The organism is Streptomyces sp. NPDC048442 (genome assembly GCF_040651475.1).
GTDB lineage: Bacteria > Actinomycetota > Actinomycetes > Streptomycetales > Streptomycetaceae > Streptomyces.
Window position 1 is genome coordinate 14,000 of record NZ_JBEZKB010000007.1, and the last position, 26,685, is coordinate 40,684.

The 26,685-nt window shown below is 70.4% G+C and carries 23 protein-coding genes; 20 read left to right on the forward strand and 3 right to left on the reverse strand.

What is annotated here, in order from left to right; genetic code table 11:
• The first annotated feature begins 1 nt into the window (after position 1).
• The 4 genes from AB0D18_RS12860 to AB0D18_RS12875 all read left to right on the forward strand — a co-directional run bounded on the left by AB0D18_RS12860 (position 2) and on the right by AB0D18_RS12875 (position 4,396).
• Positions 2-1,102, forward strand: coding sequence for a dipeptide ABC transporter ATP-binding protein (locus AB0D18_RS12860; protein WP_362416690.1), 1,101 nt, complete (start codon positions 2-4; stop codon positions 1,100-1,102).
• Positions 1,103-1,264: 162 nt separating this feature from the next.
• Positions 1,265-2,656, forward strand: a complete 1,392-nt coding sequence (locus tag AB0D18_RS12865; protein ID WP_362415994.1) for a M1 family metallopeptidase — start codon at positions 1,265-1,267, stop codon at positions 2,654-2,656.
• 66 nt (positions 2,657-2,722) lie between these two features.
• Positions 2,723-3,394 (forward strand): trimeric intracellular cation channel family protein, encoded by a 672-nt coding sequence (locus tag AB0D18_RS12870; RefSeq protein WP_362415996.1) that lies wholly within the window; start codon positions 2,723-2,725, stop codon positions 3,392-3,394.
• Between the two features lie 126 nt (positions 3,395-3,520).
• The gene (locus AB0D18_RS12875; protein ID WP_362415997.1) at positions 3,521-4,396 is read left to right on the forward strand and encodes a thioesterase family protein; all 876 of its coding nucleotides are present in this window, start codon (positions 3,521-3,523) and stop codon (positions 4,394-4,396) included.
• A 39-nt stretch (positions 4,397-4,435) separates the two neighbouring features.
• Here the strand turns inward: AB0D18_RS12875 and AB0D18_RS12880 are convergent, their stop codons facing one another.
• Positions 4,436-4,615, reverse strand: coding sequence for a hypothetical protein (locus AB0D18_RS12880; RefSeq protein WP_362415999.1), 180 nt, complete (start codon positions 4,613-4,615; stop codon positions 4,436-4,438).
• Positions 4,616-5,072: 457 nt separating this feature from the next.
• On the opposite strand from AB0D18_RS12880, the gene AB0D18_RS12885 reads away from it, so the two are divergent.
• Positions 5,073-6,242, forward strand: coding sequence for a cysteine desulfurase family protein (locus tag AB0D18_RS12885; RefSeq protein ID WP_362416001.1), 1,170 nt, complete (start codon positions 5,073-5,075; stop codon positions 6,240-6,242).
• 260 nt (positions 6,243-6,502) lie between these two features.
• Positions 6,503-7,744, forward strand: a complete 1,242-nt coding sequence (locus AB0D18_RS12890; protein WP_362416003.1) for a cytochrome P450 — start codon at positions 6,503-6,505, stop codon at positions 7,742-7,744.
• Positions 7,745-7,824: 80 nt separating this feature from the next.
• Here AB0D18_RS12890 and AB0D18_RS12895 read toward each other — a convergent pair whose 3' ends face one another.
• Positions 7,825-8,478 (reverse strand): N-acetylmuramoyl-L-alanine amidase, encoded by a 654-nt coding sequence (locus AB0D18_RS12895; RefSeq protein WP_362416005.1) that lies wholly within the window; start codon positions 8,476-8,478, stop codon positions 7,825-7,827.
• A gap of 78 nt (positions 8,479-8,556) precedes the next feature.
• Here AB0D18_RS12895 and mnmA point away from each other — a divergent pair, with 78 nt between their 5' ends.
• The gene (mnmA, locus tag AB0D18_RS12900) at positions 8,557-9,681 is read left to right on the forward strand and encodes a tRNA 2-thiouridine(34) synthase MnmA (protein WP_362416007.1); all 1,125 of its coding nucleotides are present in this window, start codon (positions 8,557-8,559) and stop codon (positions 9,679-9,681) included.
• A 51-nt stretch (positions 9,682-9,732) separates the two neighbouring features.
• Here mnmA and AB0D18_RS12905 read toward each other — a convergent pair whose 3' ends face one another.
• Complete coding sequence (locus AB0D18_RS12905; protein ID WP_362416009.1) at positions 9,733-10,512, reverse strand: alpha/beta hydrolase; 780 nt, start codon at positions 10,510-10,512, stop codon at positions 9,733-9,735.
• A 145-nt stretch (positions 10,513-10,657) separates the two neighbouring features.
• On the opposite strand from AB0D18_RS12905, the gene AB0D18_RS12910 reads away from it, so the two are divergent.
• The 13 genes from AB0D18_RS12910 to AB0D18_RS12970 all read left to right on the forward strand — a co-directional run bounded on the left by AB0D18_RS12910 (position 10,658) and on the right by AB0D18_RS12970 (position 26,585).
• Positions 10,658-11,197, forward strand: a complete 540-nt coding sequence (locus AB0D18_RS12910) for a TIGR00730 family Rossman fold protein (RefSeq protein ID WP_362416011.1) — start codon at positions 10,658-10,660, stop codon at positions 11,195-11,197.
• A 19-nt stretch (positions 11,198-11,216) separates the two neighbouring features.
• Positions 11,217-11,915 (forward strand): SDR family oxidoreductase, encoded by a 699-nt coding sequence (locus AB0D18_RS12915; protein ID WP_362416013.1) that lies wholly within the window; start codon positions 11,217-11,219, stop codon positions 11,913-11,915.
• Entirely contained in the window at positions 11,912-12,946 is a 1,035-nt protein-coding gene (locus tag AB0D18_RS12920; RefSeq protein ID WP_362416015.1) for a methionine synthase, read from the forward strand. The genes AB0D18_RS12915 and AB0D18_RS12920 overlap by 4 nt, the downstream gene beginning before the upstream one ends.
• 61 nt (positions 12,947-13,007) lie before the next feature.
• Entirely contained in the window at positions 13,008-15,239 is a 2,232-nt protein-coding gene (ligA, locus tag AB0D18_RS12925) for an NAD-dependent DNA ligase LigA (protein WP_362416017.1), read from the forward strand.
• Positions 15,240-15,562: 323 nt separating this feature from the next.
• Complete coding sequence (locus tag AB0D18_RS12930) at positions 15,563-17,914, forward strand: EAL domain-containing protein (protein ID WP_362416019.1); 2,352 nt, start codon at positions 15,563-15,565, stop codon at positions 17,912-17,914.
• Between the two features lie 264 nt (positions 17,915-18,178).
• Positions 18,179-18,475, forward strand: coding sequence for an Asp-tRNA(Asn)/Glu-tRNA(Gln) amidotransferase subunit GatC (gene gatC / locus AB0D18_RS12935; RefSeq protein ID WP_007384860.1), 297 nt, complete (start codon positions 18,179-18,181; stop codon positions 18,473-18,475).
• 6 nt (positions 18,476-18,481) lie between these two features.
• Positions 18,482-19,978 carry an Asp-tRNA(Asn)/Glu-tRNA(Gln) amidotransferase subunit GatA gene (gatA, locus tag AB0D18_RS12940; RefSeq protein WP_362416021.1) on the forward strand — a complete coding sequence of 499 codons (1,497 nt, stop codon included), beginning with the start codon at positions 18,482-18,484 and terminating at the stop codon, positions 19,976-19,978.
• A complete protein-coding gene (locus AB0D18_RS12945; RefSeq protein ID WP_362416023.1) occupies positions 19,975-20,217 on the forward strand; it encodes a hypothetical protein in 243 nt (80 codons plus the stop codon). The genes gatA and AB0D18_RS12945 overlap by 4 nt, the downstream gene beginning before the upstream one ends.
• 16 nt (positions 20,218-20,233) lie before the next feature.
• A complete protein-coding gene (gene gatB / locus AB0D18_RS12950) occupies positions 20,234-21,745 on the forward strand; it encodes an Asp-tRNA(Asn)/Glu-tRNA(Gln) amidotransferase subunit GatB (RefSeq protein WP_362416025.1) in 1,512 nt (503 codons plus the stop codon).
• 148 nt (positions 21,746-21,893) lie between these two features.
• Positions 21,894-22,910 (forward strand): endonuclease/exonuclease/phosphatase family protein, encoded by a 1,017-nt coding sequence (locus tag AB0D18_RS12955; protein WP_362416027.1) that lies wholly within the window; start codon positions 21,894-21,896, stop codon positions 22,908-22,910.
• A 162-nt stretch (positions 22,911-23,072) separates the two neighbouring features.
• A complete protein-coding gene (locus tag AB0D18_RS12960) occupies positions 23,073-25,178 on the forward strand; it encodes a phosphocholine-specific phospholipase C (protein ID WP_362416029.1) in 2,106 nt (701 codons plus the stop codon).
• A 100-nt stretch (positions 25,179-25,278) separates the two neighbouring features.
• Positions 25,279-25,851 (forward strand): GNAT family protein, encoded by a 573-nt coding sequence (locus tag AB0D18_RS12965; RefSeq protein WP_362416031.1) that lies wholly within the window; start codon positions 25,279-25,281, stop codon positions 25,849-25,851.
• Between the two features lie 35 nt (positions 25,852-25,886).
• Positions 25,887-26,585, forward strand: a complete 699-nt coding sequence (locus AB0D18_RS12970) for a hypothetical protein (RefSeq protein WP_362416033.1) — start codon at positions 25,887-25,889, stop codon at positions 26,583-26,585.
• The last annotated feature ends 100 nt before the right edge of the window (positions 26,586-26,685 follow it).

Below are 26,685 nucleotides of genomic sequence, written 5' to 3' on the forward strand. Positions count from 1 at the left end.
AGTGAAGACGCAGGAGCAGCCGCCGTCCGCCGCCGCGCCCAAGGGCGAGCCGCTGCTCAGGGTCGAGAACCTGGTCAAGCACTTCCCGATCAAGTCGGGGCTGATGCAGCGTCAGACCGGCGCGGTCAAGGCCGTCGACGGGCTGTCCTTCGAGGTGTTCCCCGGCGAGACCCTGGGTGTCGTCGGCGAGTCCGGCTGCGGCAAGTCGACCATGGGCCGGCTGATCACCCGGCTCCTTGAGCCGACCGGCGGCAAGATCGAGTTCCAGGGCCATGACGTCACGCACATGTCGACGGGGAAGATGCGTCCGCTCCGCCGCGACGTGCAGATGATCTTCCAGGACCCGTACTCCTCGCTGAACCCGCGGCACACGATCGGCACGATCGTCAGCGCGCCGTTCAAGCTCCAGGGCATCAAGCCCGAGGGCGGGATCAAGAAGGAAGTGCAGCGGCTGATGTCGCTCGTGGGCCTCAACCCCGAGCACTACAACCGTTACCCGCACGAGTTCTCCGGCGGCCAGCGCCAGCGCATCGGCATCGCCCGCGCGCTCGCGCTCAGCCCCAAGCTGGTGGTCGCGGACGAGCCGGTCTCGGCCCTCGACGTGTCGATCCAGGCCCAGGTGGTCAACCTGCTGGACGACCTCCAGCAGGAGATGGGCCTGACGTACGTGATCATCGCGCACGACCTGTCGGTCATCCGGCACGTCTCCGACCGGATCGCGGTGATGTACCTCGGCAAGATCGTCGAGCTGGCGGACCGCAACTCGCTCTACAAGGCGCCGATGCATCCGTACACCAAGGCGCTCATGTCGGCGGTGCCGGTGCCCGACCCGAAGCGGCGCGGCGTCAAGAGCGAGCGCATCCTGCTCAAGGGCGACGTGCCCTCGCCGATCTCGCCGCCGAGCGGCTGCCGGTTCCACACCCGGTGCTGGAAGGCGACGGAGATCTGCCTGACGCAGGACCCGCCGTTGCTCGAACTGAAGCCGGGGCAGCAGGTGGCCTGCCACCACCCGGAGAACGCGGCGGACCAGGCGCCGGGCGAGCAGATAGTGGCGGAGGCGAAGGACGCGGTGAAGGTCGTGGACGTCGCCAAGGACGCCTGATTTCAAGGGAGTTGAGCCGTTGGAATCCGGACGTACGGGTTCCAACCGGCCGGTAGGGCACGGCTTGGTAAAGTCATGTACATGTCGGCCGCATCCCGGAACGGGAGAGTGCAGAGTCAGCGCGTCTGCTTCAACTGAGCAATGCGTTCGAAGGGAAGACTCATGGCACTCTCCCGTTCGGCACGACTGGCGGCCGTCGCACTCGCGGCCTCCTCCTTCTGTCTGGTCGCCGCGGCCCCCGGTCCGAAACCCGGCTCGCCCGGGGTGGACGATCCGTACTTCCCCAACCTCGGCAACGGCGGTTTCGACGTCCGGCACTACGACCTGGGCCTCGACTACAACCCCGACACCGACCGGCTCGACGGCCGCGCCACGATCACCGCGAAGGCACTGAAGAACCTCTCGTCCTTCCATCTCGACCTGCAGAAGCTCACCGTCGACTCGATCTCGGTGAACGGCAGACGCGCCGACTTCAGCCGCAAGGGCGACGACATCCGCATCACGCCGCGCCACTGGCTGGAGAAGGGCGACAAATTCACCGTCGAGGTGAAGTACGGCGGTGTCCCCGAGGCGCTGTCGGGGCCCATAGTCTTCGGCTCCGACTACGGCTGGATGAAGACGACCGACGGCGTCTTCGTCGCCTGCGAGCCGAACGCCGCCTCCACCTGGTTCCCGGGCAGCGACCACCCCTCCGACAAGGCGACCTTCGACATCAGGATCAAGGCGCCCAAGGGACTCAAGGGCGTCTCCAACGGCCGGCTGGTGTCCACCGACACCCAGGGCGACAAGACCACCACCCACTGGCGCACCACCAAGCCCATGGCGACCTATCTGGCCACCGCCACCATCGGCAAGTTCGACGTCAAGCAGGGCGTCACCCCCGGCGGCACCCCGATCTACGTCGCCATCGACCCCGTACTGCAGAACAGCAGCAACGTCGACGTGTACGGGCTGACCGCCGAGGTCACCGACTACTGGTCCAAGCTCTTCGGCCCGTACCCCTTCGAGGAGACGGGCGCGATCGTCGACGACATGCCGCAGGCCGGGTTCTCCCTGGAGACCCAGACCAAGCCGGTCTACTCGGCGGTCCGCAGCGAGGGCACCATCGCGCACGAGCTGGCCCACCAGTGGTTCGGCGACTCGGTCTCGGTCGAGGAGTGGCAGAACATCTGGCTCAACGAGGGCTTCGCGACGTACAGCCAGTGGCTGTGGGAGGAGCACAAGGGCCGCGGCAACGCCCACGACCTGATGCGCGCCGGGTACAACGCACGGCCCGCCGAATCGCCCTTCTGGCAGACGGTGGTCGGTGACCCGCAGCGCGACACGATGTTCGCCTCGGCGGTCTACCAGCGGGGTGCGATGACGCTCCAGGTGCTGCGCGAGAAGATCGGCGACAAGGCGTTCTTCAAGCTGCTGCGCACCTGGGTGGACGACTACAAGTACGCCAACGCGACCACCGGGGAGTTCATCAAGTACGCGGAGCGGATCTCGGGGCAGCAGCTCGACGGGCTGTTCCAGACTTGGCTGTTCACGAAGGGCAAGCCCGCGCTGTAGGTCCGCGGGGGAGCCATGCCCCTGCGGGGAGGCCGGCCGGTGCCCGCCGGTAGGTAAGAATGTCGGGTGCTCCTGGAACTCTTCAGCCCCTCCGTCCAACATGTGCTCGACCTCGTCGGGATCTTCGTCTTCGCGATCTCCGGCGCGCTGCTCGCCGTCCGCAAGAACTTCGACGTCTTCGGCATGGCGGTTCTCGCGGAGGTCACGGCGCTGGGCGGGGGGCTGTTCCGCGACCTCATCATCGGCGCGGTGCCGCCCGCCGCCTTCAGCGACCTCGGGTACTTCATCACCCCGCTGGTGGCGACGGTGCTGGTGTTCTTCCTGCACCCCGAGGTCGAGCGGATCCAGCTCGGCGTGAACGTCTTCGACGCGGCGGGGCTCGGACTGTTCTGTGTGAGCGGCACGGCCAAGGCGTACGACTACGGGCTCGGCCTGACCGCCTCCGCGACGCTCGGCCTCGCCTCGGCGGTCGGCGGCGGCGTGCTCCGCGACGTACTGGCGAACGAAGTGCCGTCGCTGCTGCGGTGGGACCGGGACCTGTACGCGGTGCCCGCGATCGTCGGGGCGGCGATGGTCGCGCTGTGCATCCGCTTCGACGTGCTGAACCCCTACACGAGTGCGCTCGCGGTGATCACCGCGTTCTCGCTGCGGCTGCTGGCGCTGAAGTTCCACTGGCGGGCGCCGCGGGCGTGGCACCGGTCGTCGGTGAAGGCGGATGAGCCGGATCAGGTGGGGTGAGGTTGCGTGCGGGGGCAGGGTGAGGTCGCGTACGGAGGCTGGAGTGAGGTTTCGTACGGGGGCAGGGTGAGGTTCCGTACGGGAAAAGCTACCGCTTAGTAATGGGTGCGGTGTAGCGTGCGAGCCATGGCACAGACAACCATCGGGTCCACCCCGGTAACCATCGGGGACAGCGAGTTCGACCGTGACACGGCGGTCGTACGGCGCGAGGGCGAGCCCGGCGTGTACGACGCGGAGCTCTCCGCCGGCTGGACGATCTTCGACGCCGTCAACGGCGGCTACCTCCTGGCGGTCATCGGCCGCGCGCTCTCCGACGCCCTGGCGCACCCGGACCCGTTCACACTCTCCGCGTACTACTTCACGCCGTCCCGGCCAGGACCCGCCGTGGTCCGCACCGAGGCCGTGCGCACCGGCCGCACTCTCTCCTCGGGCCAGGCCTCCCTCTTCCAGTACGACGAGGAGGGCCGGGAGGTCGAGCGGATCCGTGTCCTCGCCTCCTACGGCGACCTCGACTCCCTCTCCGACGACGTGCGTACGACGGCGAGGCCGCCCGTCATCCCGCCGCGCGAGCAGTGCTTCGGCGCCTCCGACGGGCCCGCCCCGAAGATCCCGGGCAACTCCATCACCGACCGGCTCGACCTCAAGCTGGACCCGGCGACGATCGGCTGGGCGGTCGGCGCACCGTCGGGCAGGGGTGAGATGCGTGCCTGGTTCGGTCTTGCGGACGGCCGCGACGCCGATCCGCTGTCGCTGCTGCTCGCCGTCGACGCACTGCCCCCGACCAGCTTCGAGCTGGGCATCAAGGGCTGGACGCCGACCGTCGAACTGACCACCCATGTGCGCTGCCGCCCGGCGCCGGGACCGGTGCGCGTCTCCATCGTCACCCGCAATCTGGCGGGCGGCTTCCTGGAGGAGGACGCGGAGGTCTGGGACAGCGCGGACCGGCTCGTCGCACAGTCGCGGCAGTTGGCGCGGGCGCCGCGTCCGTATGCGTTTCCTTGATGTCTCCCTGTCTCCCTGGTACGGAGTCGGTTCCGCAGGTCAGCGGCGCCGGCTCCGTCCCGCGCTCCAGCCGGAGCCGATGCCCGCCACGTGCAGGGCGAGGAGGGCGAGACCGAGCAGCATGAGGCTGGTCGGCATGAAGATCTCGTTCGCCGAAATGTCGGCCGCGTTGATGATGAACGCGATGACGAAGAGCACGGCTCCTGCGATTGCCAGCATCTGAAGTCCCCTTCCGTACCTGCCAGTTGACTGGCCGAGTGACCCCTTACGGGATCCTTATGTGCCGGGTGCCCGCTCGCGGGGCGGTCATGCGGGAGAGGCTGGCCGCAGTGGAGTCCGACCGAGTGGCGGGTGGGCAACTGGCCGGTGGGCATTGTGCGGGTGCGTCATGGCTGATCGCGCAGTTCCCCGCGCCCCTAACGTCAGCCTCCTTGGGCAGCGGGGCCGCCCCCGGGGGGCAGTGGGGTCTCCCCTGCTCGAGCGAAGCCGAGAGCTTGGCGGGGGTCCCTCCCTGCTCGAGCGAAGCCGAGAGCTTGGGGGCGGGTGGGCAAGGGGGCGGCCCCCCTGCGGAGCCCCGCCCGCCGACCGCACGCCCCCCGCCCCGGTAGGGCCTTGCCGCCCCGTAGGACCCCGCCGCCCCGCCGCCCGCCCGAGGGCCTCGTACAATCGCCCCACCATGGCTTACCTCGACCACGCCGCGACCACGCCCATGCTGCCGGAGGCGGTCGAGGCGATGACCGCCCAGTTGACCGTCACCGGCAACGCCTCCTCCCTGCACGCCGCCGGGCGCCGAGCCCGTCGTACCGTCGAAGAGGGTCGCGAGGCCCTCGCCGCGTCCCTCGGGGCGCGCCCCAGCGAGGTGGTCTTCACCGCCGGCGGCACCGAGGCCGACAACCTCGCCGTCAAGGGGCTGTACTGGGCGCGCCGGGCCGCAGACCCGCGCCGTACCCGCGTACTGGCCAGCCCCGTCGAGCACCACGCGGTGCTCGACGCCGTCGACTGGCTCGCCACCCACGAGGGCGCCCGCGTCGAGTACCTCGCCGTCGACCCGTACGGGCGCGTGCACCCGGACACCCTCCGCGAAGCGATCTCGCGCGACCCGGGTGACGTCGCCCTCGCCACCGTCATGTGGGCGAACAACGAGATCGGGACCGTCATGCCGGTCCGTGAACTCGCCGATGTGGCAGCGGAGTTCGACGTTCCGCTGCATGCGGACGCCGTCCAGGCGTACGGCCAGCTCGATGTGGACTTCGCGGCCTCCGGACTCGCCGCGATGACCGTCTCCGGGCACAAGATCGGTGGTCCCTACGGCATCGGCGCCCTGCTCCTCGGCCGCCAGTACACCCCCGTTCCCGTCCTGCACGGCGGCGGCCAGGAGCGGCATGTGCGCTCCGGCACCCTCGACGTGCCCGCGATCGCGTCCTTCGCGGTGGCGGGCGTGCTCGCCGCGGAACGCCGTGCGGATTTCGTACGTACGGTCGGCGGACTGCGCGACGATCTGGTGAAGGCGGTACAGGGCGCCGTGCCCGACGCCGTCCTCGGCGGAGACCCGGCCCCCGGCGGGCGGCTTCCCGCCAACGCGCACTTCACCTTCCCCGGCTGCGAGGGCGATTCGCTGCTGCTGCTGCTCGATGCCCAGGGCATCGAGTGCTCCACGGGGTCCGCCTGCACGGCGGGCGTGGCCCAGCCCAGCCATGTCCTGCTCGCCACCGGCACCGATCCCGACCTGGCACGCGGCACCCTGCGGTTCACCCTGGGGCACACGTCCACGGCGGCGGACGTGGCGGCGGTGGCCACCGCGATCGGCCCGGCCGTGCAGCGGGCCCGTACCGCAGGACTGACTTGAGAGTCAGTAAGAAAGCGGCTTGCGGACGGCTCGCGGACAGGGCGAGACCTGCGGCGAAAGCTGAAGCGGAGGGTGACTCTGCTTTGTGTAACCCTGGTCACGCTCAACCCTGAGGGCCCAGAATCGCTCTTTATACTTGAGACCTCTGAAGCCCTCAGAAGTCGCAGAAGTCCGCGCCGCACATTTGGGCCGCACGACGACCCATGGAGTTCACGTTGAAGGCGACCCTCCGTTCCCGCATCACCGCGAGGATCGGGCGCATGTACTTTGCCAGGATCCAGAAGCACGGCATCAGCTCCTCGCTGATATCACGGCTTCCCGAGAACCTGCTCCTCCCCATGCGCCGAGACGGTCTCGACCCGGTGGCCAAGCTGGCCGCCAGGCAGGCGCAGTCGCCGATCTACCAGGTGCCGCTGCCCTTCGGCATGGACGCCTGGGTCGTGACGGGGTACGACGAGGTGAAGGCCGTACTCGGCTCCACCGACGGCTTCAGCAGCGACTTCACCAACATCGCGGGCAACGCGGGCGTGGTCGCCGAGCACAACCCGGGCGGCCTCGGCTTCAGCGATCCGCCGGTCCACACCCACCTGCGCCGGATACTCACCCCGGAATTCACGATGCGCAGGCTGCGGCGGCTCACCCCGCGCATCGAGGTGCTCATCGAGGAGCAGCTCGACGCGATGGAGGCCGCGGGCGCCGCCGGCGACCCCGTCGACCTCGTGCAGCACTTCGCGCTGCCGATACCCTCGCTCACCATCTGCGAACTGCTCGGCGTGCCCTACGAGGACCGCCACGACTTCCAGCAGCTGGCGATGGAGCGCTTCGACCTGTTCGGCGGTGCGACGGCTCCCTTCGGCGCGATGTCGGAGTCGCTCTCGTACTTCCGCGACGTGGTGAAGAAGCAGCGGGAGAACCCGGGCGACGGCCTCATCGGCATGATCATCCGGGACCACGGCGACACCGTCGGCGACGAGGAGCTGGCCGGTCTCGCCGACGGCGTCCTCACCGGCGGCTTCGAGACCACCGCGAGCATGCTGGCGCTGGGCTCGCTGCTCCTCCTGCAGAACCCCGAGGCCTTCGCACGGCTGAAGGACGACGACGCGGCGGCGACGCCCTTCGTGGAGGAGGCGCTGCGCTACCTCACCGTCGTGCAGGTGGCCTTCCCGCGGTTCGCCCGGGAGGACACCGAGATAGCCGGTGTGCGGATTCCCAAGGGGGACCTGGTGCTGTGCTCCCTGGCGGGGGGCAACCGGGATGTCTCGTACACCCCGGACAAGGGGGGCTTTGATCCGGACCGGAAGGCTTCAGGACACCTGGCCTTCGGGTACGGGATCCATCGGTGCATCGGCGCGGAGCTGGCGCGGATGGAGCTGCGGGCGGCTTATCCGGCGCTTGTGCGACGTTTCCCGGGGATGAGGTTGGCGGTTGGGGCGGAGGAGCTGGACTTCCGCAAGCTTTCGATTGTTTACGGGGTGGATTCGTTGCCGGTTCACCTGCGCTGAGGGCTGGGCGCTTCGCGTCTTCGTGCGGGTGCGTCGTGGCTGGTCGCGCAGTTCCCCGCGCCCCTAAAGGCATGCTCCCGTCAGGTGTGGGTCGTTGAGGCGGCCTTCACCAGGCGTAGGTAGTGGTTCCAGTTCCAGTACGGGCCCGGGTCCGTGTGGTCCGTGCCGGGGACTTCTATGTGGCCGACTATGTGGTCGCGGTCGATCGGGATGTGGTAGCGGGCGCAGATTCCAGCGGCGAGGCGGGCCGAGGACCGGTACATCACGTCGGTCAGGGTGCCTTTCCGATGTGCGTACGCCTCGTGCTCTATCCCGATGCTGCGTTCGTTGAAGCGGCGGTTGCCCGCGTGGTACGCCACGTCCAGCTCGCGGGCCATCTGTGTGATGTGCCCGTCCTTCGCCCGCACCACGTAGTGGGCGGACGCGGCGTGCAGCGGGTCGCGGAAGACCCGTATCGCCGTGTCGTAGCTGCCCTCCGTGGTGTGGATCACGATGCGGTCGATGGTGTAGTCGTCCGGGCGGTCCGCCGTCCGGAGATTTCCCGCCGAGGCGGCCACCCACTGGGCGCCCTTCTGGTCCACCACCCCGTCCGTGCGCTGCTTGTCGACGCCCGGCACCTTCCACCACAGCCGGGACGCCTCGTCGCCCCACACCACGGCCGCGCCGGTCACCACCAGCCCCGTACCGATCAGGAAACCCCGTCTGCTGGGCTTCTTTTTGGCCGCACCGCTCACCTGCTGAACCCCCTGTCCCCGTCCTGTACGGCTAACGCTTGGGAGTCCCGGGATGGTTCCGATTACCCTGGACGAGCTATGACCGATACCCCGCGCCCCCTCCGCGTCCTCGCCGCCATGTCCGGCGGGGTCGACTCCGCCGTTGCCGCCGCCCGAGCCGTCGAGGCCGGGCACGACGTGACCGGTGTCCACCTCGCGCTCTCCGCCAACCCGCAGTCCTTCCGGACCGGTGCGCGCGGCTGTTGCACCATCGAGGACTCCCGGGACGCCCGCCGGGCCGCCGACGTCATCGGCATCCCGTTCTACGTGTGGGACCTCGCCGAGCGCTTCCGCGAGGACGTCGTCGAGGACTTCGTCGCCGAGTACGAGGCCGGGCGCACGCCCAACCCGTGCCTGCGCTGCAACGAGAAGATCAAGTTCGCGGCGCTCCTCGACAAGGCCCTCGCCCTGGGCTTCGACGCCGTGTGCACCGGCCACTACGCCACCGTCGTCGTCAACGAGGACGGTGGCCGCGAGCTGCACCGGGCCTCCGACATGGCCAAGGACCAGTCGTACGTCCTCGGTGTCCTCGACGACAAGCAGCTCGCGCACGCGATGTTCCCGCTCGGCGACACCCTCACCACCAAGGAAGAGATCCGCGCCGAGGCCGAGCGCCGCGACCTGGCCGTCGCGAAGAAGCCCGACAGCCACGACATCTGCTTCATCGCCGACGGCGACACCCAGGGCTTCCTCGCCTCCCGCCTCGGCGGCAAGGCCGAGGGCGACATCCTCGACGAGGAGGGCGCCAAGCTCGGCACCCACGACGGCGCCTTCGGCTTCACCATCGGCCAGCGCAAGGGCCTGCGCATCGGCCACCCCGCCCCCGACGGCAAGCCGCGCTACGTCCTGGACATCTCCCCGGTCAACAACACGGTGACGGTCGGCCCCGCCGAAGCCCTCGACGTCACCGCCCTGACCGCGATCCGCCCCCGCTGGTGCGGCACCGAGCCGGCCGCCCCCGGCACGTACACCGCCCAGCTGCGCGCCCACGGCGGCGAGACGGAAGTCGACGCGGAACTCGTCGGCGGTGAGCTCCGCGTCACCTTCAAGGAGCCGGTGCGCGGCGTCGCCCCCGGACAGGCGATCGTGCTGTACGACGGCACACGCGTGGTCGGCTCGGCGACGATCGCGACGACGTCGCGGCGTACCGGAGCCGCTGTCTGACCTCACCGCCCGCAGAGGTGCGCGCCCCACCCCCGTGGGAGCGCGCACCCGCTATGCGGTGGTGAGGAACTCCGCCAGCACCGGCGCCAGCGCCCGAGGGTCCACGTCGTGGGTCTGCCGGGGCAGGGTGCGGTGGCGGCCGTCCGGTACCGCTTCGGAGGTGCGTACGGCGGCGTCGCGCATCACCGCGGGGCTGGCCCCGCCGGACACCACCAGGACCGGCTGCGCCACCGAGGCCAGCCGGTCCGCCGGGACCGTGCCGTCGCCCATGACCGCGTCGTCGTACGCCAGGGTCGGCGCGAGGGCCTCGAAGGAGCGCCACACCGGGGCCTGCTTCATCTGGGCGATGAACTCGGTGGGCATCCCGACGACGGACAGGAACAGCTCCACCGCCTCGCCCTTGTGCCCCTCGCCGAGGAGCGCGTTCAGACGTTCCGTGTACGCCGCCTTCTCGGCCCGCGTCTCCTCCAGGACCGTGAACGGCGGCTCGTACACCGCGACGCGCGGCACGTTCAGCCCGGCCGCAGCAGCACGCAGCACCAGGGCGCCGCCCGACGACATCCCGTACAGACAGGCGCTGCCGCCGACCTCCTCGACCAGCGCCGCCAGGTCCTCCACCTCGCGGGCCACCGCATAGGGGGCGGTGTCGCCACTGTCGCCGCGGCCCCTGCGGTCGTACGTGACGACGCTGAAGCGCGGGGCGAGCAGGCCCGCGAGGGGGCCCTCCGCCGTACCCGTGCTGAAGGCACCGCCCACCAGGATCAGCGGCTCGCCCTCGCCCGTGCGCTCGTACGCCAGGGGGGTGCCGTCACGCGAAATCACTTTGCTCATACCGACTTGGACTGCGGGCGTGCACGGAACTCATCGCTCGGAGCGGGAAGTTTTTTCGGCGAGTTATCCGGCGAGTTTTTCGGCGACATTCTCGGGGTCCACCGGGGAGTTCTGCGCCGCCGGGCCCGGCGTTAGGTTGGACGCCATGAACATCTGTGTCTTCCTCTCCGCCGCCGACCTCGACGACCGCTACACGCGCCCCGCCCGGGAGTTCGCCGAACTGCTCGGCAAGGGCGGTCACACCCTGGTCTGGGGCGGCTCCGACGTCGGCCTGATGAAGGTCGTCGCCGACGGCGTCGAGCAGGCCGGCGGCAGGCTCGTGGGGGTATCCGTCGACTTCCTCCAGGCGAAGGCGCGCCCGCGGGCCGACGAAATGGTCGTCGCCAAGGACCTCGCGGAGCGCAAGGCGCTGCTGCTCGGCAAGTCCGACGCCGTCGTGATCATGGTCGGCGGTACGGGCACCCTCGACGAGGCCACCGAGATCCTGGAGCTGAAGAAGCACGGGCTGACCGACAAGCCGGTGGTGCTGCTCAACACCGAGGGCTTCTACGACGGGCTGAAGCAGCAGTTCCAGCGCATGGACGAGGAGGGCTTCCTGCCGGTGCCCCTCACTGACCTGGTGTTCTTCGCGGAGGACGGGGTGGCGGCGCTCGCCTACCTGGAGGAGTCCGCCGGGGTCCAGTAGCCCCCGCAAGGGTGCGAGCATGGGGCACATGGCTACTCATGTGATCACCGGGGCGGGGTCGGGCATCGGCGCCGCCGTCGCCCGCCGCCTCCACGCGCGTGGCGACGACGTCGTCCTCATGGCCCGCGACGCGGGCCGCGCCAAGGAACTCGCGGCGGGCCTGCCCGGCGCCCACACCCTCGTCGGCGACCTGTCCAACCCGGACAAGCTGTCCTGGGCGTTCTCCCACCAGCCGATGCCCGAGCGCGTCGACACCCTGCTGCACATCGCGGGCGTCGTCGACCTCGGCAAGGTCGGCGAACTGGGCGTACGCGCCTGGCACAGCCAGCTCAACGCCAACCTGATCGCCCCCGCCGAACTCACCCGGCTCTTCCTGCCCCAACTCCGGCTGGACAAGGGCCATGTGGTCTTCGTGAACTCCGGCGCCGGACTCGCCGCGCACGCCGAGTGGAGCGCGTACGCCGCCAGCAAGCACGGTCTGAAGGCCCTCGCCGACTCGCTGCGCCACGAGGAGCACGAGAACGGGGTGCGGGTCACCTCCGTGTACCCCGGGCGCACCGCGAGCCCCATGCAGGAGAGGGTGCACTCGCAGGAGGGCAAGGCGTACGACCCGTCGAAGTTCATCGACCCCGAGTCGGTCGCCACGACCATCCTGATGGCCCTCGACCTGCCCCGCGACGCCGAGGTCAACGACCTGACGGTGCGGCCCGGACGATGACCGAGAACACCGAGAACACCGAGAACACCGAGAACACTGCGAAGAAGTGGTGGGGGCCCGCCACCGGCGTCGGCTCCATGCCCGGCGGCGACGCCCGGGAGACCGCCAGGGCCGTCACCGGCAGCTTCGAGGACTTCCCGTACCTCGCGGAGCTGCCCGCGCGCGGTCCCGGCGCCGACATGATCGGCCGCACCGCCGGAATGCTCGCCGAGATGTACGTCCACCTGGAGCCCAGCGGCTGGCGGTTCAGCGACCGGCCCGGCCGCGACACCCGGCGGGCCCGCTCCTGGCTCGGCGAGGACCTCGACGCCCTGGAGGAGTTCACCCAGGGGTACGAAGGGCCGGTCAAGGTACAGGCGGTGGGCCCCTGGACGCTCGCCGCAGCACTGGAACTGCGCGGCGGCGAGGCCTCGCTCGGCGACCCCGGCGCCTGCCGCGACCTGGCCTCCTCGCTCGCCGAAGGGCTGCGCGAACACCTCGCGGAGGTACGGCGGCGGATCCCCGGCGGGCAGGTGGTGCTCCAGCTCGACGAGCCCTCGCTGATCGCCGTACTGCGCGGGCACGTGCGGAGCGCCAGCGGGTACCGCACCTACCGGGCCCCGGACCGGCAGGTCGTGGAGGGCGCGCTGCGGGACGTGCTCGGCGTGCACGACGGGCCGTCCGTCGTGCACTCCTGCGCGCCCGACGTGCCGTTCGCGCTGCTGCGCAGGACGGGGGTGGCCGGGATCTCCTTCGACTTCACCCTGCTCACCGAGCGTGACGACGACGCGATCGGCGAAGCGGTCGAAGGCGGCACGAAACTCTTCGCGGGCGTCGTGCCGAGCGTGGAAGGACCATTGTCAGACCCGGGCGGTAGCGTCATGGGTGTCAGGCAGTTGTGGCGCAGGCTGGGGCTGAATCCCGGACTTCTGTACGAGTCCGTGGTGATCACTCCGACGTGCGGGCTGGCCGGGGCCTCCCCGGCGTACGCCCGTGCGGCGCTCGCCCACAGCAGCCGGGCAGCACGGTCGCTCGCGGACAACCCTGAGTGACGGCGGAGTAGGAATCTGCTCGGGGCGCAGGGCCCCGACAGGTGAACGGGAGGAAACGACGGTGGCTGGCGGACAGCACGCAGCGGTACCCGCAGAAGCACGGGAGAAGCACGCGCGGCTCGCTGAGCAGATCGAAGAGCACCGCTTCCGGTACTACGTGAACGACCAACCGGTCGTCAGCGACGCCGAGTTCGACAAGCAGCTCCGCTCCCTTCAGGCGCTGGAGGAGGAGTACTCCGAGCTGCGCACGCCCGACTCGCCGACCCAGAAGGTCGCCGGGGCGTACGAGACGGAGTTCACGGCCGTCCAGCACCGCGAGCGGATGCTCTCCCTCGACAACGCCTTCGACGACGAGGAGCTGGCGGCCTGGGCGGAGCGCGTCGCGGGCGAGCTGACCGGCATCGAGTACCACCTGCTGTGCGAGCTCAAGGTCGACGGGCTCGCCGTCAACCTCACGTACGAGAAGGGGCGGCTGACCCGGGCCGCGACCCGTGGCGACGGGCGCACCGGCGAGGACATCACGCCCAACGTGCGGACGATCTCCCAGATCCCGCAGCGCCTGTCGGGCGACCGCATCCCGGACCTGGTGGAGATCCGGGGCGAGGTCTACTTCCCGATGGAGGCCTTCGGCGAGCTCAACGCCCGGCTCGTGGAGTCGGGCGACAAGCCGTTCGCCAACCCTCGCAACGCGGCCGCGGGTTCGCTGCGCCAGAAGGACCCCCGGGTCACCGCGAGCCGCCCGCTGCGCATGGTGGTGCACGGCATCGGCGCCCGCGAGGGCTTCGACATCGACCGCCTGTCGCACGCGTACGAACTGCTGAAGGAGTGGGGCCTGCCCACCGCCGGGCAGAACCGGGTGGTCGATTCCCTCGACGGCGTACGGGAGTTCATCGCGTACATCGGCAAGAACCGGCACTCCGTCGTGGAGCACGAGATCGACGGCGTCGTGATCAAGCTCGACGAGATCCCGCTCCAGGGCCGCCTCGGCTCGACCTCGCGGGCGCCGCGCTGGGCGATCGCCTGGAAGTTCGCTCCGGAAGAGGTCAACTCCAAGCTGATCAACATTCGGGTCGGCGTCGGGCGGACCGGCCGCGTCACCCCGTACGCACAGGTCGAGCCGGTGACGGTGGCCGGTTCCGAGGTCGAGTTCGCGACCCTTCACAACCAGGAAGTGGTGAAGAAGAAGGGCGTCCTCATCGGCGACACCGTCGTCCTGCGCAAGGCGGGCGACGTCATTCCGGAGATCCTCGGCCCGGTCGTGGACCTGCGGGACGGCACCGAGCGCGAGTTCGTGATGCCCGCCGAATGCCCCGAGTGCGGGACGGCGCTGCGCCCCATGAAGGAGGGCGACATCGACCTGCGCTGCCCCAACGCCCGTTCTTGCCCTGCGCAGTTGAGGGAGCGGCTCTTCTATCTGGCGGGGCGCAAGTGCCTGGACATCGAGGCGCTGGGGGAGGAGTCGGTGCGGGCGCTCACCCAGCCCGACGAGGGGCCTCGGGCGCTGACCAGCGAGGCCGACTTGTTCGACCTCAAGGCCGAGGACCTCAAGGGCGTTCGCATGTGGCGTACGGACACACGCAAGGGCGCCGCGGAAGGGGACCGCGTGCTCGCCCCGTACTTCTACGCGCAAGAGAAGCAGAAGCAGCCGAAGAAGGGCGAGCCCGTCCCGCCGAGGGAGATGCGGCCCAAGGAGTTGGACAGCCTCAAGGAGAACACCCGCAAGCTCCTGGACGAGCTGGAGAAGGCCAAGTCGATGCCGCTCGCGCGGGTGATCACCGGGCTGTCCATCCGGCACGTGGGCCCGGTGGCGGCGGAGGCGCTGGCCCGCGAGTTCCGTTCGCTCCAGCGCATCCAGGACGCCTCCGAGGAAGAGTTGTCGGGGGTTGACGGTGTTGGTGGGACCATCGCCGCTTCGCTCAGGGAGTGGTTCTCCGTGGACTGGCACCAGGAGATCCTTGCCAAGTGGCGCAAGGCCGGCGTCCGCATGGAGGAGGAGGGTGCCGACGAGGACCGGGGCCCGCGCCCGCTGGAGGGCCTGACCGTCGTTGTCACCGGGACGCTGGAGAAGTACACCCGGGATGGCGCAAAAGAGTCCCTCCAGAATCTCGGAGCGAAAGTGACCGGTTCCGTTTCGAAGAAGACGTCCTTCGTGGTGGTCGGCGACAGCCCGGGGTCGAAGTACGACAAGGCGATGCAGCTGAAGGTGCCGGTGCTCAACGAGGAGGGCTTCGGCGTACTGCTCGCGGAAGGACCGGAAGCCGCACGTGAAGCTGCGGTTCCGGTGGTGGAGTAACGGGAAGAACAGGCCCCACAGGACCACCCGTTCGGCGCATAGCAGACGTTGCCGGGTGGTCGGGTCGCATTCGGGCAACAGCGGTCGACCGCTGCCCGGGAGAGCCTGCTGCGGCCTACTGTTGGGATGTGCGCCTGTCGTGCACGGCTGTGGAACCGCTCCCCGTTCCGGAGGAGTCTGCTTCAGGAGAAGCGGGCTCCGGAGGAATCTGCTCCTGAGGAGACCGCTCCTGAGGAGACCGGGGAGGCGGGACGAGCCGTGAGGGCATGACAACGGGGCCATCTCGCGTGACACGGGCACCGCCGGCTGTGAGAGGGACGGGAATGAAACCGACCGAGAGTGCCGATCCGGCCTCGCGGCTGAGCAGTCGGTCGGCTCTGGCCGCCGGACTGGCCGGGCTGTTCGGCCGCCGGGCAGCCGGCCCCCGGCCGCGGCAGAGTGCCCCGCACCCGCCGCATCAGCCGTACGACCCGCATCAGCCGTACCAGGCACACCAGTCGTACGACCCGTACCGGTTGCAGCAGCCGCCGCTCGCGGCAAGACAGGGCGCGCCCCAGGGGCAGCCAGGAGAGTCCGGCCGGGGAGGCTGGGCGCACCTCCTGGGGCCGGTGCTTCCCGCGGTGCTCACGGGGCTGGCCGCCGTCGTTCTCGGCACGGGCCTCGTCCAGGACCTCAGTCTGCATCGCGCGGTGTTTCCCGGCGGCACCACCGGATGGTCCCTCGCCGTCCTGACAGGGGTCATTGTCGGCCACCTGGTCGCGCTCGGCCGGGACCGGTGGTGGGGTGGCACCGGTTCCGGGGCGGCGCTCACCCTCGCCGTCCTGCTGCTGTACGGATGGGTCCCGGCCGGGCTGGTCAGCCTGGCCGTTGTCGTGCTGGTCGGAACTGCGCGCAGGCGCCGCTGGCGGCAGGGCGTGCTGCACGGCTCCGCCGACATCCTCGGCATCGCCGCCGCCGCCTTCACCCTGGGCGTCTTCGGCGACGTACCGACGGTCGAGACGCCCTGGCAGCCGCTCGGCTGGGACTGGGGCGTGCTGCCCGAAGTGGTGCTCGCGGCAGGCACGTACCTCGTTGTCACCCGGCTGCTGCTGTGGTGCGCGCAGGCCCCGCAGCACGGCGGGCTGCCGTCCGTGGCCCGAACGGCTCTGGTACGGCAGGGACTTGTGGCCGGTGCGTTACTCGGCATCGCCCCCCTCATCTGTGTCGTCGCGGTCGTGCTGCCGGTGCTGCTGCCGCTGTTCGCCGTACCGCTGATCGCGCTGGACTCCACGCTCTGGATAGCCAGGGCGCGCGCCGAGGAGCAGCTGCGCGACCCGCTGACCGGGCTGCCCAACCGGCAGTGGCTGCTGGAGCGCGCCAGGCCCGCGCTGGAAGAGGCCGAGAGCCAGGGCTCCCGCGCCGCGCTCGTCCTCATCGACATGGACCGCTTCCGGTCCGTGAACGACACCCTCGGACACCTCGCCGGAGACCGGCTGCTGCTCCAGATAGCCGACCGGCTGCGCAAGGCGCTCCCCAAGGGGGCGGAGGCCGCACGGCTCGGCGGCGACGAGTTCGCTGTACTGCTGCCGCGCACCGAGTCCGCGACGAGCGCCCAGCGCATCGCCCGCCACCTGGTCGCCGAGCTGGGCTCCCCGCTCGACCTGGACGGTCTCTCCCTGGTCCTTGAGGCCAGTGCGGGCGTCGCCGTCTTCCCCGACCACGCGCTGGACGCGGAGGGGCTGCTGCGGCGGGCGGACGTGGCGATGTACCAGGCGAAGCGGGACCGCAGCGGGGTGGAGGTCTACGAGTCCAAGCGGGACTCCAACACCCCCGACCGGCTGGGCCTGTTGGGAGACCTGCGGCGGGCGCTGGACGCGGGGGACGTCGAGCTCCACTACCAGCCCAAGGTGCAGTTCGACGGGCAGGTCGCCGGACTTGAGGCACTGGTGCGGTGGGTGCACCCGGAGCGCGGACGGGTCCCTCCGGACGAGTTCATCGCGATCGCCGAGTCGTCGGGGCTGATGCCGCACCTGACGGAGTACGTACTGGAGACCGCGCTCGCGCAGGTCGCGCGGTGGCGGGCGCAGGGGCTGTTCGTGCCGGTCGCGGTGAACGTCTCGCCGCGCGACGTGCACACGCCCGGCTTCGCGGGGGCGGTCGCGGCACGGCTGGCCAGGCACGGAGTACCGGCCGGGTCGTTGCAGCTGGAGATAACCGAGCATGTGCTCCTGGAGGACCCACAGCGTGCCGCGGACACTCTCGCCGGGCTGACCGGGCACGGAGTGAAGATGTCGCTCGACGACTTCGGGACGGGCTACTCGTCGCTGGTGCATCTGCGGCGGCTGCCGGTGAGCGAGCTGAAGATCGACAGGTCGTTCGTGGCACGGCTGGCCGTGGACACGGAGGACGCCTCGATCGTCCGGTGCACCGTCGATCTGGCGCACTCGCTGGGACTTCTCGTCGTCGCGGAGGGCGTCGAGGACGACGAGACGTGGGAGCGGCTGCGGGACCTGGGGTGCGACGCGGTGCAGGGGTGGCTGGTGGCGGCGGCGATGCCGCCGGAGGAGGCCACGGCGTGGCTGCTGGCGCGGGGGTCGCGGGGGTGGCAGCGCCCGGCGGAGTTGGCAGCGGCGGCGGCTGCGGCGGCGAGGGAGTCGGCGGGGGCGGGAGCGGGAGCGGTGGAGGCCGGGGAGTAGGGCGAGTGCGGTCGCGGAGGGGTTGCGCTCCGCGTGGGGCCGCCCCCTTGCCCACCCGTTCCGCCCCCGGGGGGCGGCCCCGCTGCCCAAGGCGGCGGTGGTAACGGGCGGCCCCGCTGCCCAAGGGGGCTGGGGGAGCGGGTGGCGGGCGGCTCCGCGGCCCCCAGCTGGGGGTGGTGGGGAAGTGTTTCGCGGGCAGGGGAGTGGGACCCATAGGATTGGGGGCAATAACCACACCGCACACCAACCCCTGAGGATCGCTGCATGCCTGGCATCACGCGCGAGGAGGTCGCACACCTCGCACGGCTGGCGCGTCTGGAGCTGAAGCCCGAAGAGCTTGAGCACTTCGCCGGTCAGCTCGACGACATCATCGGCGCGGTCGCCCGCGTCTCCGAGGTCGCCGACCAAGACGTACCGCCGACCTCCCACCCGCTGCCGCTGACGAACGTCATGCGCGCGGACGAGGTACGCCCGTCGCTCACCCCCGAGCAGGCGCTTTCCGGCGCCCCGGCCCAGGAGCAGCAGCGTTTCAAGGTGCCGCAGATCCTGGGGGAGGACTAAAACAGCATGACGATCGACATCATCAAGCTCACCGCGGCCGCGACCGCCGAGAAGATCGCCTCAGGCGAGCTCACGGCCGTCGAGGTCACCGAGGCCCACCTGGCCCGGATCGAGGCCGTGGACGAAAAGGTCCACGCCTTCCTGCACGTGGACAGGGACGGCGCGCTCGCGCAGGCCCGTGCCGTCGACGCCAAGCGCGAGGCCGGCGAGAAGCTGGGCCCGCTGGCCGGCGTTCCGCTCGCGCTCAAGGACATCTTCACGACGGAGGGGATCCCCACCACCGTCGGCTCGAAGATCCTGGAGGGCTGGATCCCGCCGTACGACGCGACGCTGACGAAGCGCCTCAAGGCCGCTGACATCGTCATCCTCGGCAAGACCAACATGGACGAGTTCGCCATGGGGTCCTCGACCGAGAACAGTGCGTACGGGCCGACCGGCAACCCGTGGGACCTCACCAAGGTCCCCGGCGGTTCGGGCGGCGGCTCCTCCGCGGCCCTCGCCGCGTACGAGGCCCCGCTCGCCATCGGCACGGACACCGGCGGCTCCGTCCGCCAGCCCGCCGCCGTCACCGGCACCGTCGGCGTCAAGCCGACGTACGGGGCGGTGTCCCGTTACGGCATGGTGGCGTTCTCGTCCTCCCTGGACCAGGGCGGGCCCTGCGCCCGTACGGTCCTGGACGCCGCGCTCCTGCACGAGGTCATCGCCGGGCACGACCCGCTCGACTCGACGTCCATCGACGCCCCGGTCCCGCCGGTCGTCGAGGCCGCCCGCAACGGCAGCGTCGAGGGCATGCGCGTCGGCGTCGTCAAGCAGTTCCGCGGCGACGGCTACCAGGCCGGTGTCCTCCAGCGCTTCGATGAGTCCGTCGAGCTGCTGACGAAGCTCGGCGCCGAGATCGTCGAGCTGGACTGCCCGTCCTTCGACCTGGCGCTCTCCGCGTACTACCTGATCGCCCCCTCGGAGTGCTCCTCCAACCTGGCCCGCTTCGACGCCATGCGCTACGGCCTGCGCGTCGGCGACGACGGCACCCGCTCCGCCGAGGACGTCACCGCCCTCACCCGCGAGGCCGGGTTCGGCGACGAGGTCAAGCGCCGCATCATCCTCGGCACGTACGCACTGTCGAGCGGCTACTACGACGCCTACTACGGCAGCGCCCAGAAGGTCCGTACGCTCATCACCCAGGACTTCGAGAAGGCCTTCGAGCAGGTCGACGTCATCGTCTCGCCGACGACGCCGACCACCGCCTTCCCGATCGGCGAGCGTGCCGACGACCCGATGGCGATGTACCTCGCCGACCTGTGCACCATCCCGACGAACATGGCGGGCAACGCCGCCATGTCGCTGCCCTGCGGCCTCGCGCCGGAGGACGGCATGCCGGTCGGGCTCCAGATCATCGCCCCCGCCCTGAAGGACGACCGCCTTTACAAGGTGGGCGCCGCCGTTGAGGCCGCCTTCGTGGAAAAGTGGGGGCACCCGCTGCTTGAGGAGGCACCGTCGCTATGAGCCCCATGCCCATCAAGGCCAAGGGATTCAAGAATTCCAAGGCCGGTACGTACCTGTCGATCGGCTCCACCGCCTTCGGCGCGATCAGCGTCGCCAAGCAGGCCCGGATGGCCCGCAAGGACAATGACACGCTCCGTCTCGTCGACGCCGTTGTCTCCGCCGCCGCCATCGTCACCGGCCTCGCTCTGCTCTACCGCGAGCTGAAGAAGCTCGGCGACGACGACGTCCTGCTGGGCTGAGAGGGAAAGTTTCACCGTGACTGTCACCACCGACCTCGTGTCGTACGAGGACGCCCTCGCGACGTACGACCCCGTCATGGGTCTTGAGGTCCACGTCGAGCTCGGCACCAAGACCAAGATGTTCTGCGGTTGCTCCACGGAGCTCGGCCAGGACGCGAACACCCAGACCTGCCCCACCTGTCTCGGGCTGCCCGGCGCACTGCCGGTCGTCAACGAGATCGGCGTGGAGTCGGCCATCAAGATCGGCCTGGCGCTGAACTGCGACATCGCCGAGTGGTGCCGCTTCGCCCGGAAGAACTACTTCTATCCGGACATGCCGAAGAACTTCCAGACCTCCCAGTACGACGAGCCGATCGCCTTCAACGGCTACCTCGACGTACAGCTGGAGGACGGCGAGATCTTCCGGGTGCAGATCGAGCGCGCCCACATGGAGGAGGACACCGGCAAGTCCACGCACGTCGGTGGCGCGACGGGCCGTATCCACGGCGCCTCGCACTCGCTCCTGGACTACAACCGCGCGGGCATCCCGCTCATCGAGATCGTCACCAAGCCGATCGAGGGTGCGGGCGCGCGCGCTCCCGAGGTCGCCAAGGCGTACGTGGCCGAGCTGCGCGAGGTCATCAAGGCGCTCGGCGTCTCCGAGGCCCGCATGGACAAGGGCCAGATGCGCTGCGACGTGAACCTCTCGCTGCGCCCGCACGGGCGCGAGGAGTTCGGCACCCGGAGCGAGACGAAGAACGTCAACTCGCTGCGTTCCGTGGAGCGTGCGGCGCGCTTCGAGATCCAGCGCCACGCCGCCGTCCTCAACGGCGGCGGCACGATCCTCCAGGAGACCCGGCACTTCCACGAGGAAGACGGCTCGACGACGTCCGGTCGTATCAAGGACAACGCCGAGGACTACCGCTACTTCCCCGAGCCGGACCTGGTGCCGGTCGCCCCGGCCCGCGAGTGGGTCGAGGAGCTGCGCGCCGCTCTCCCCGAGATGCCGCGCGTGCGCCGCAACCGGCTCCGCGAGGAGTGGGGGGTCAATGAGCACGACATGCAGTCGATGCTCAACGCCGGTGCGGTCGACCCGATCGTCGCCACCATCGAGGCCGGCGCGGACTCCGCGTCCGCCCGCAAGTGGTGGATGGGCGAGCTGGCGCGCAACGCCAACGAGACCGGCCGGGCGATCGACGAACTGCCGATCACGCCCGAGCAGGTCGCCCGCCTCACCGCTCTAGTCGCTGCCGGCGACCTGAACGACAAACTGGCCCGCCAGGTCATCGAGGGCGTTCTCGCAGGTGAGGGCGGTCCGGACGAGGTCGTCGAGAAGCGCGGCCTGAAGGTCGTCTCGGACGACGGCGCACTGGGTGCGGCGGTCGACGAGGCCATCGCCGCCAACGCGGCCATCGCGGACAAGATCCGCGGCGGCAAGGTCGCTGCGGCGGGTGCTCTCGTCGGCGCGGTCATGAAGACCACCCGGGGCCAGGCGGACGCGGCACGCGTGCGCGAACTGATTCTCGAACGGCTTGCCGTGAGCGAATGATCAAGCACGGCCTGGAGAAGCTGGGCGTCGAGGGCTGACACCCGGTCGGGTCGTACGAGTGGAGGGGCCCCGGTCGAGATCCTGCGACCGGGGCCCCTCGGCGTACCCCGTGGTGAACCATCGGCTTCGCTGCGGCGTCCTCACCAAGATGACCAGTACGTACGAGAACGACCAGCGAGAAACCCCGGCGCGCGGCGCCTGGCCCGACGGTCGGCACTGGGGGGAGGACGAGAAGGGGCGCAACACCTGGCGGCGGGGCCGGCTCGTCGGCCTGGCGGCGGTACTGCTGGGGCTGCTGCCGGTCTTCCACGGGTACGTGCCGGACGCGCGCGGCGTCGGCAGCCTCGCGGAAACCTTCCTGCCCTGGCTGGGGCTGCTGATCCTGCCGCTGCTGATGCTCGCGCGGCGGCGCCGTTCGGCGCTCGCCCTGGTGGCGCTGGTGGTGCCGGTCGGGGCGTACGGCGGGCTGGTCGGCGGGGCGGTCGTCGGCGGCGGGGGCGGCGCCTCGTACGACTTCAGCGTGGTGCAGCACAACATCGCCGACGACAATCCCGATCCGGCGGGCGCGGTACGGGCGCTGGCGGCGGCCGGCCCGAAGCTCATCGCGCTGGAGGAGGTCACGGCGGGTGCCGCGGTGAAGATCTCGGGCGTGCTCGGGGCGGAATACCCGCATCACGCGGTGGTGGGAACCGTGGGGCTCTGGTCGGTGTATCCCCTGCGGGACGTCACCGAGGTGGACCTCAAGCCGGAGGGGATCAAGGAGCCCTGGAAGCGTGGGATGCGGGCGACGGCGCTCACGCCGAAGGGGCACGTCGCGGTGCATGTCGCCCACCTCCCCTCGGTACGGGCGACCTGGCCGCAGGGTCTGAAGACGGGATGGCGCAACGAGGCGGCCGTCCGGCTCGGGGCCGCGCTGAAGGCGGAGCGGACCGACCGGGTGATCCTGCTGGGCGACCTCAACGCGACGGCGGACGACCGGGGGCTGGATCCGGTGGTCTCCGAAGTGAACGACACGGGCGGCAGGTTCGGCTTCAGCTGGCCGCAGCGGTTCCCGGTGGCGCGGCTGGACCACGTGATGGTGCGGGGCGGCGAGGTCGTCCGGTTCGAGAAGCTGGCGGCGACGGGCAGCGATCATGTGCCGGTGCTGGCACGGGTGAGGTTCTAGCGAGGGCATACGGGGGCTGCTCGGGGCGGGCTCGTACGGCCGCCGCTTGGACTCGCGAAGCGGCTGCTTGGACGTTCACCGGTGATCTTGTCCAGGGACTTCTCCAGTCCATCCGGTCCCAGTACTTTCCCGGCATCACCACTGATTCGGGAGGACCCCCTCATGGCCACTGACCTCACCCGGCGCCGGCTGTTCGCGATCGGCGGCGGAGCGCTCGGTGCCGCTGCCGCGGGCTCGATGCTGCCGCCCTCGCTGCAGGCCGCCATCGCCGCGGAGCGTCCCGCGTCCGGCGGGCTGCGTGCGATAAAGCACGTCGTCGTGCTGATGCAGGAGAACAGATCCTTCGACCACTACTTCGGCACCCTGCGCGGCGTGCGCGGCTTCGGGGACCGCAACGCCATCGAACTGCCCGGCGGGAAGCCGGTGTTCGAGCAGCCGGGGCCGCTGAAGAGCGTGCTGCCGTTCCCGGTGCGGGGCGCGGCGGCGGCGCAGAAGAAGGATCTCCAGTACATCGGCGACCTCGACCACTCGTGGGACGGCGGCTCGAAGGCCTGGAACCAGGGCTGGATGAACGGGTGGGTGACCGCCAAGACCGGCGCCACCATGGCGTACTACGACCGCCGCGACCTGCCCCTGCACTACGAGCTCGCCGACACCTTCACCATCTGCGACGCCTACCACTCGTCCATCCACACGTCGACGAGCCCCAACCGCAACCACCTGTGGAGCGGCTGGACGGGGTACGAGGCCGACGGCAGCCGGGCCGTCACCAATGCCGCGTACGGGGAGGGCACCCACCCCGGCTACCCGTGGCCGACGTACGCCGAGCGGCTGGAGAAGGCGGGCCGCAGCTGGCAGACGTACACCGAGTGGGAGAACTTCACCGACAACAACATCGAGTTCTTCACCAGCTTCAAGCAGATCGCGCGCAAGGCGCTCGCCAAGACCGGCGGGCACACCTTCATGGAGTCCTTCTACGCGGCCGTACGGGACACCAAGGACGCCGCCGAGCGCACGCGCCTGCTCGGCCTCCTGGAGGAGGGCGTGGCGACCCTGAACAAGAGCGAGCGTTCGCTCTTCGAGCGGGGTCTGCGCCGCGGCGAGACCGGCAGCCTGGCCAAGAACTTCCGCGCCGATGTCGCTGCCGGAAAGCTGCCCGAGGTCTCCTACCTGGTCCCCTCGGCCATCGACTCCGAGCACCCCGGCGCCTCGTCCCCGGTCGCCAGCGCCTCGCTCGTCTACCAGGTGCTCGACGCCCTCGGCTCGCACCCCGACGTGTGGCGGCACACCGCCGTGCTCATCAACTACGACGAGAACGACGGCTTCTTCGACCACGTGCCGCCGCCGGTGCCGCCGACCGACAACACCGACGAGCGCTGGAAGGGACGGCCGACCGGCCTCGGTATCCGCGTCCCGATGCTGATCGTCTCGCCGTGGACCGTGGGCGGCTACGTCTGCTCCGAGACCTTCGACCACACCTCGGTGATCCGCTTCCTGGAGCAGTGGACGGGCATCCGCGAGCCCAACATCACCCCGTGGCGCAGGCAGGTCACCGGCGACCTGACCTCCGCGTTCGACTTCAAGCGGACGCACCGGCAGCCCGCGGTGGACCGGCCGGGCGAGATCCCGCCGTTCACCGGGCGCTGGCGTCCCGTGCCGCCGCAGGAGCAGCACATGCCGAAGCAGGAGCACGGGGTGCGGCGGGCGAGGGCCCTGCCGTACCAGCCGGACGTGCACGGCCGGATCGCCCCGGGCGGCGGCTCCCTGCGGCTGGCGGTCAGCAACTCGGGCCGGGCGAGCGCGCACTTCGCGCTGTATCCGTACGCCGGTGAGTTCGCCGTACCGCAGCACCTGGACGTACGGGGCCGGACGGACTGGTCCGTGCCGCTGGCCGGGGACGCGTACCGCTTCACCGTCACCGGGCCGAACGGCTTCCGCCGGGAGTTCGCCGGTACAGCCGCCGGTACGGCGGAGGTGTCCAGCCGCATCGAGGCCCGCGACCGGGACCTGCATCTGACCCTGACCAACCGGGGCCGCAAGCCCGTCACCTTCACCGTGCAGCCGCTCGCGTACGCCGACGAGGACGACCTCGACGTGCGGCGGCCCCGCCGGGTCACCGTCCGGCCGGGACGCAGCCGCAGCATCGTCCATTCCGCGGACGACGCGCACGGCTGGTACGACCTGGCGGTCACCGTCGAGGGCGAGCCTGCCTTCCGGCGGCGGCTGATGGGGCACATCGAGAACGGGCGGGCGAGCGTCTCCGGCTGACGGGAGCCTCCGGCCGACGGGCGTCCTTCCGTACGTGCGAAGATCCCGATTGCGTGCCGTGGGAACGGCGCGCAATCGGGATCGAGGAGCGGGGAGCGGGATGTTCGGCATCAACCTGAACGAGAACGGCACGGCGGTACTGCGGCCGCTGGAACCGTGGCGGGCCGAGGAGTTCCTGGCCCACATCGACCGGGGCCGGGACTTCATCGGCCAGTACATCGGGATGCCCGACATCAACAAGGACCTCGCCTCCGCGCGCGGCTTCCTCCAGAACTACGCGGAGAAGAGCGCCGCCGACGCCGGCCAGATCTTCGGGATCTGGCTGGACGGGACGCTCGTCGGCGGGGTCATGTTCCGGCTCTTCGACGCCAAGGCGGGCACCTGTGAGATCGGCTGCTGGCTGGAGCCGTCGGCAGCCGGTCGCGGGCTGATCACCAAGGCGTGCGCCGTGCTGATCGACTGGGCGGTGGACGAGCGCGGCATCCACCGCGTCGAGTGGGTCGCCGCCTCGGAGAACACCGCCAGCATCAACGTCGCCAAGCGGCTGGGCATGCAGAAGGACGGCGTACTGCGGGAGCTGTACCTCTACCGGGGAAAGCGGCACGACGAGGAGGTCTGGTCGGTACTGGCGCCGGAGTGGCGTGCGGGCCGGGAGGGGCGGGAGACGCGTTAAGAGGTCTCTCAGATACGACGCCTAGCGTGCGGCGCATGAACTCCACCCCCCGCACCGAGGCCAAGAACGACGCCGCTGCCGAGGCCTCCGCCGAGGCGGAAGGCAAGAACGAAACGAAGGACGTCAAGGCCACGAAGGCTGTTGAGGACGTCAAGGAGGCCAAGGAGGCCAAGGAGGCTAAGGCCACGGAGGACGTGGCCGGGGCTTCCGACTCCTCCGGCGAGGAGACGGCCGCCGCCGTGGCGGACGCAGATGACGATGACGACGACTTCCTCGACCTCGACGAGGAGCCGGCCCGGCCCGTCTCCGCCGCGGCGGGCGCCGGAGCGATCGTCTCCGCCGGACTCGCCCTCTCCGCGCTCACCGGCACCTGGACCAGCCGGGTCCTCTCCGAGCGCGAGACTCTGGTCGGCCAGCTCACCCTTTCCAAGACCAGTGACTCCGCCACCCAGATCGAAGGCCTCTACGGCAACGGCTGGCACATGACGGCCCTGGTCAACGGCGGGTTCGCGCTGCTGGCGCTGCTGGTCGGGGCCGGCGTCCTGCTGGCCCTGCGGTCCTCGTCCTCGTCCGCGTCCTCCGCGCTCACGGCCGCCGCACCGCGCCCGGTCTGGATGCGCGCGGTCGCGTGGGGCGGTGTGGTCCTGGCGATCCTGGGCCTGCTCGTCTCGGCCGGAATGTACTTCGACCTGTTCGCGGCCATGCCGGCGGCCCCGGCGGCCCCGGTTTCCTAGGCACCACCCCTGGCGGCGGGGCGGCCTAAGGCCCCCGTACCCCCGTCTAAGGCCCCCCGCCGGCCCCGAACATGCGGCACACTCCCGATGTGCCGGCACC

Bases quoted from the DNA above. Each gene is read 5' to 3' on its own strand.
- mnmA (WP_362416007.1), top strand. From the start codon at position 8,557: ATGACCGATACCCCGCGCCCCCTCCGCGTCCTCGCCGCCATGTCCGGC.
- AB0D18_RS12880 (WP_362415999.1), bottom strand. From the start codon at position 4,615: ATGCTGGCAATCGCAGGAGCCGTGCTCTTCGTCATCGCGTTCATCATC.
- AB0D18_RS12915 (WP_362416013.1), top strand. From the start codon at position 11,217: ATGGGGCACATGGCTACTCATGTGATCACCGGGGCGGGGTCGGGCATC.
- AB0D18_RS12955 (WP_362416027.1), top strand. From the start codon at position 21,894: ATGACCAGTACGTACGAGAACGACCAGCGAGAAACCCCGGCGCGCGGC.
- AB0D18_RS12905 (WP_362416009.1), bottom strand. From the start codon at position 10,512: ATGAGCAAAGTGATTTCGCGTGACGGCACCCCCCTGGCGTACGAGCGC.
- AB0D18_RS12865 (WP_362415994.1), top strand. From the start codon at position 1,265: ATGGCACTCTCCCGTTCGGCACGACTGGCGGCCGTCGCACTCGCGGCC.
- AB0D18_RS12885 (WP_362416001.1), top strand. From the start codon at position 5,073: ATGGCTTACCTCGACCACGCCGCGACCACGCCCATGCTGCCGGAGGCG.
- AB0D18_RS12920 (WP_362416015.1), top strand. From the start codon at position 11,912: ATGACCGAGAACACCGAGAACACCGAGAACACCGAGAACACTGCGAAG.
- gatC (WP_007384860.1), top strand. From the start codon at position 18,179: ATGCCTGGCATCACGCGCGAGGAGGTCGCACACCTCGCACGGCTGGCG.
- AB0D18_RS12875 (WP_362415997.1), top strand. From the start codon at position 3,521: ATGGCACAGACAACCATCGGGTCCACCCCGGTAACCATCGGGGACAGC.
- AB0D18_RS12960 (WP_362416029.1), top strand. From the start codon at position 23,073: ATGGCCACTGACCTCACCCGGCGCCGGCTGTTCGCGATCGGCGGCGGA.
- AB0D18_RS12945 (WP_362416023.1), top strand. From the start codon at position 19,975: ATGAGCCCCATGCCCATCAAGGCCAAGGGATTCAAGAATTCCAAGGCC.
- AB0D18_RS12930 (WP_362416019.1), top strand. From the start codon at position 15,563: ATGAAACCGACCGAGAGTGCCGATCCGGCCTCGCGGCTGAGCAGTCGG.
- AB0D18_RS12970 (WP_362416033.1), top strand. From the start codon at position 25,887: ATGAACTCCACCCCCCGCACCGAGGCCAAGAACGACGCCGCTGCCGAG.
- gatA (WP_362416021.1), top strand. From the start codon at position 18,482: ATGACGATCGACATCATCAAGCTCACCGCGGCCGCGACCGCCGAGAAG.
- AB0D18_RS12890 (WP_362416003.1), top strand. From the start codon at position 6,503: ATGTACTTTGCCAGGATCCAGAAGCACGGCATCAGCTCCTCGCTGATA.
- AB0D18_RS12965 (WP_362416031.1), top strand. From the start codon at position 25,279: ATGTTCGGCATCAACCTGAACGAGAACGGCACGGCGGTACTGCGGCCG.
- AB0D18_RS12910 (WP_362416011.1), top strand. From the start codon at position 10,658: ATGAACATCTGTGTCTTCCTCTCCGCCGCCGACCTCGACGACCGCTAC.